The organism is Xanthomonas sp. LMG 12459, assembly GCF_009192905.1.
Taxonomy (GTDB): domain Bacteria; phylum Pseudomonadota; class Gammaproteobacteria; order Xanthomonadales; family Xanthomonadaceae; genus Xanthomonas_A; species Xanthomonas_A sontii.
The window spans coordinates 1-1709 of sequence record NZ_NSGT01000116.1; the positions used below are offsets into that span (position 1 = coordinate 1).

General features: G+C 64.3%; 1 protein-coding gene and 2 pseudogenes. All 3 read left to right on the top strand.

The window, feature by feature from the left end; genetic code table 11:
- Positions 1-150 precede the first annotated feature (150 nt).
- Positions 151-633 (top strand): annotated as a pseudogene (locus CEK65_RS20210) (JAB domain-containing protein).
- Between the two features lie 69 nt (positions 634-702).
- Complete coding sequence (locus CEK65_RS20215) at positions 703-903, top strand: hypothetical protein (RefSeq protein ID WP_017915436.1); 201 nt, start codon at positions 703-705, stop codon at positions 901-903.
- Between the two features lie 107 nt (positions 904-1010).
- Positions 1011-1709, top strand: a pseudogene (locus CEK65_RS20220) (thermonuclease family protein); the annotation flags it as partial.

The following is a 1709-nucleotide window of genomic DNA, read 5'->3' on the forward strand; positions in this document are numbered from 1 at the left end:
CAAGGGCGAGCCTCCTCCTCGACGCTGACGCTCTGTTGCGGCCCTTCACTGCGCGCCGCTGCCGCGGTGCTCACTCCCGGGTGCGGTCGAGCCTAACGCTCCGCCTGCCGGTTCCCACGAGGCGCACAACGCGCTGGTGGAGAAGAACCGATGAAGCGCAACACCCAGGACCGCACGGCCCAATACCAGCTCCCGATGGACGAGGAGGGCATCTTGCTCGCCGCCGCCAACATCCTGGAACAGCGCCTCCAGCGGCGAGGCCGGATCCACAACCCCATCCACGCCGGCAGCTACTTGGTCGCCCGCTGCGCCCACCTGCCTCACGAAGTCTTCGGTGCCATCTTCCTGGATACCAAGCACCACATCCTCGCCACCGAGCATCTCTTCAGCGGCACCATCGACGGCTGCGAAGTCCACAGCCGAGTCGTTGCCAAGCGTGCCCTGGACCTCAACGCTGCCGCCGTCATCCTCTTCCATAACCATCCGAGCGGAAACCCGGAGCCCAGCGACGCCGACCGCCAGGTCACCGAGCGCCTGAAGCAAGCGCTTCGCCTCTTCGACATTTGAGTCCTCGACCACCTGATCATCGGCGGCCACCAGCACACCAGCTTGGCCAGTAGGGGGTGGGCATAGCCCACCCCTTCACCTATGCAGCGTGCCGACGCTAGCCTGCCAAGGCAGATGCACATCCATGGAGCAGGAATGAAAGCGTTTCACGTGCGAGGGATTGTCTGGGAGACCGATGGCAAGCGTCCTGCGTTGCCGGCCGAAGCCACAGTTGAATGCGAGAGCGAAGAGGGTATCGCCGATGCCTTGAGCGACGCATACGGTTGGCTGGTGAGCGAGTTCGTTGTCGTAGAGGAGATCGGCGGCGGCCACACCAGGAACGTGCGTCGAGATTGAAGGGTTGGCGAGTTGGTCGGCCCCGTTTCCCGCTTCCGCTAAAGTGTCGGACCGTGTTTGAACTGGCGCTCGCCACCTGAGCGTGCGCGTAGAGGAAGTCGTTGTTGATGGCGTTGAAGGGTCTGTTGGTTCTGTCTTTGGTTTTTGCTTCGATTCCTGGCGTGGCAGCAGAGTTGGTCGGCCGCGCGACCGTCACGGACGGCGATACCCTCACCGTGGCGAAGCAGCGCATCCGCCTGTGAGGCATCGATGCCCCGGAAAGCGCCCAGCAATGCACCGCCAAGGACGGACGCTCCTGGCCCTGTGGCCGGCGGTCCGCCGCCGCGCTGGACGGCTACGTGCTGGACAAGACCGTTCGCTGACAACCCAAGGACACCGACCGCTATGGCCGGGTGGTTGCGGAGTGCTTCGTCCAGGGGCAGTCCGTCAACCGTTGGATGGCGCGCTCAGGCTGGGCGGTCGCGTATCGCCAATACTCAACAGCGTTCATCGCTGACGAAGCGGACGCACGCCAGCACCAGCGGAACCTCTGGCAAGGGCCCTTCCAGATGCCCGCCGACTATCGGCGCGGCAAGCGTGAGCAGGCCGCACGCCAGGCTCAGGTGACCACGCCGTCCGTGTCCAGCGGATGCCGCATCAAGGGCAACATCTCTCGCCAAGGCAAGAAAATCTACCACGTTCCTGGGCAGCGGGATTACGAGCGAACCAGCATCGACCTGAGCCACGGCGAGCGCATGTTCTGCAGCCCTGAAGAGGCAGCTCGGGCAGGGTGGCAGCCGGCTAGGTGTGATCTCTCAGTAGGTTGT